Genomic DNA, 2,822 nt, shown 5'->3' with positions numbered 1-2,822 from the left:
TCTAAGGGCAAGCTGGTACTCACCGCTTTTCACCTTGAATATCAGGACTGTCCCAGTCTCCTGGGTATAGGACCACCCCAAGCCGTGGCCACCTTCTGCGAGACCGTGAGCCCAGACCACCCAAGGTCCAGGTGGCAATCCAGGATGGGTGTGACGAACAGTCTTGATCGCCTGCGCTGGCGAGGAGGAGGGGGCTGTTCGCAGCTGACGGGTGAGCGCAACGGTGGCCGCGAGCGAGCACACGCGGTAGGCCGTACCCGGAGCTGGCGGGGGCATCGCAATGGCCGAGGCAGGCGCTGTAGCCGCGACCGGCGAGGTTGATGCGACCACGGTCGGGCCAGCGCGAGATCGACCACCGACCTGCATCCCTACAAACACCAGGCCCACGAACAGGCCCGCACTGAGAAGTAGGCCGACAATCCACCAGCAAACTACTCGCGCCCGATTCCCGGGAGGTTCTGAACTGGTTTCGGCCACGTTCGGTTTGTCGGATATCGGAACAGGGCTCTTGAGACGCTGGCAGGCGACGACGCTCAGATCCCTCGCATCGTTCGGAGAGCGTCCGGATGCATACCTGTCCGGGTGGTAACCGGCCAGGACCGGGTTTGGTCCGGACAAGTCGCGCAACTCACCGGTAGCCGTTGGCTCCGAGCGCGATCGATGGGCCGCTGGTGGCGCCCTTGGCGATCACCGTGACGTGGCCGGCGTCTCTGCCACAGTCGATGGCCGGTGGGTGGATCGTCATTGAGGTCTCGGCGATCGAGCCGCTCGGGGTCTCATAGACCGCGACCGCTGCGTTTTTGGCGGTCGGCGCGATCCCGACCCTGGCAGCCGCGATCGGCGTCGTCGGCGTCACCGGGCAGACGCCGGTCGCCTCGGTGACGATGGACAGTACGTACCCTTTCTTGCGCTTGACCGCACAGCCCGTGTAGACGCGACCGTGTTTCGGAGCGGAGGCCCCGGTGGCCTGCGCCCGGCAGTAGAACGAGTCGTCGCCGTCCTGGCCGTCCCCGCCGTATAGCGGCTTGCCGTAGGCCCCGTAGTGAGAGTTCCACGTCCTCGCGTCGTCCTCGTAGACCTCGCCGATGACCTCGAACGCGAACTGCCTGCCCTGGAAGTACGCGCCGGCGCCGTGAATCAGGTTCTTGCCACCCTGCAGATGAAGCGTGGCCAGCGATGGGACGCCATGGCGCGGGGCCGCGAACTTGGCGGCGTACAACGCATGGTCGTGCAAGCAGGACAGCCCAAGCCGCTTGCCGTCGGAGGCGAGATCGGGTTGCGAGCATCTGAAGCCGCCCTTGACCAGCTGCGACCAGTGGGACGTGAAGGTCCGGACCTCGAGGCCATGGTGGGTCGCGGCGACGAAGAAGAACTGCCGGTTGGCCCACGCCACCGCGGGTGCACCCACGATCGTGTTGCCGAGCCGGGTGAACGTCGATGAGCCCGGCTTGTTAGCGAAGACCGCGCCGCCCTTGCCCCGGTAGGCCACGACCTGGCCAGCGACCTCTCGGTCGCCGGGTCGTGCTGCCGCTGCCGGACGGGGCGAATGGGCCTGCGCGGTTGCCGGAGGGATCAGGAGTGCGAATGCCGAGCAGGCGCTGGCGGCGAGGATCAGCCCTCGCGTCGGTCGTGACATGGCGGCTTCCCTCGTTCGCTCCTAGCTGAGCGTACGGCGCTAGTGCTTGTCAGCCTCTGTGGCGTCCACCACGAGGGCGCCCTGGGCCGCCGCAAGGCCTCCCTTGTCTCCTCCGGGACCGCGCAGCACAAAGGCGATTCCGACGGCGATGACAGCACCGGCGATCGGTCCCGCCACATACACCCAGTAGCTGGTGAAGGTGGTGGAGGCCAGGTCGGGCCCGAAGGTACGAGCCGGGTTCATCGACGTACCGGAGATCGGGCTTCCCCACAGCCCGGCCAGCGCGATGTAAGCACCGACACCGAGGGCGCCGAAGATGCCGACGTTCTGGGCGCCGGAGGCGGTGCCCAAGATCACGCTGACCAGACCGACGGTGAGGATGAGCTCCATCCAGAACGCCGCGCCGGCGGAGTAGTTGGCTGCTGGGTAGTTCGACCCGTACTTGGCCGAGACGTTGATCACCGCATGCAGGAACAGCGCCGCCAAGGTGGCCCCGGCCAGCTGCACCACGATGTAGCCAGGCACCCGCTGCCACGGGAAGTCACGACGCAACGCGAAGGCGATGCTGACCGCTGGGTTGAGGTGGGCGCCGGAGATCTTGCCCATGAACAAGATGATGCCCATGACCATCAGCCCGGGTGCCACGACCGCGGCCTGGCGGCTGATCACGCCGGGGAAGGCTTGGCTCATCATGCCGCCGCCGGCCGCGACCAGCACGAGAAAGAATGTGCCGAGCAGCTCGGAGAACAGCCGCCGCCACTCCTGCCGCGGATCATCAAAGTCGACGATCCGGTCCCGGACGCTCTTCTCGTAGCGAGCGATCGGCCCGAGAACGGAAGCCTCTTCCGCAGGCGTCGCGGTCATCATTCCTCACTCTCATCAGTTCGGTTGGTGGCAAGACTGCGCCAAAGGTCTCTGAACCCTAGCGCGCAGTTCGGCCGCAATGATCGAATTGATGACGAGCTCGATGGACGTGGCGCGGAGCTCTCGGCCTCAGCGAGGCAGACTCCGTCGGAGCATCTCGGCTCCCCGGCGAGACGCCATGTCGGGTTGCGCCAGCCTCGTCAACGCTTCCTCGGTGGTGAACAGCCCACGGTCAAGGCAGTCTCGGACGATTCGGATGAGGTCGGATTCCGAGGTCTCGGGTGCGATGTCAATAACGGTGCGAAGAGCGGTCGTGCAACGC

General features: G+C 66.2%; 3 protein-coding genes. All 3 read right to left on the bottom strand.

Annotated elements, in window-relative coordinates; all coding sequences use genetic code 11:
• Positions 1 to 628: 628 nt before the first annotated feature.
• Positions 629 to 1,636 carry a hypothetical protein gene (locus WAN02_RS19785; protein WP_422265932.1) on the bottom strand — a complete coding sequence of 336 codons (1,008 nt, stop codon included), beginning with the start codon at positions 1,634 to 1,636 and terminating at the stop codon, positions 629 to 631.
• A gap of 39 nt (positions 1,637 to 1,675) precedes the next feature.
• Positions 1,676 to 2,500 (bottom strand): MIP/aquaporin family protein, encoded by an 825-nt coding sequence (locus WAN02_RS19780; protein ID WP_422265931.1) that lies wholly within the window; start codon positions 2,498 to 2,500, stop codon positions 1,676 to 1,678.
• Positions 2,501 to 2,629: 129 nt separating this feature from the next.
• Positions 2,630 to 2,822 (bottom strand): hypothetical protein (locus tag WAN02_RS19775; RefSeq protein WP_422265930.1); only part of this gene is annotated, 193 nt, incomplete at its 5' end.

It is taken from the genome of Mycobacterium sp., assembly GCF_049281135.1.
GTDB lineage: Bacteria > Actinomycetota > Actinomycetes > Mycobacteriales > Mycobacteriaceae > Mycobacterium.
This window is presented reverse-complemented; position numbering and strand designations above follow the sequence as displayed.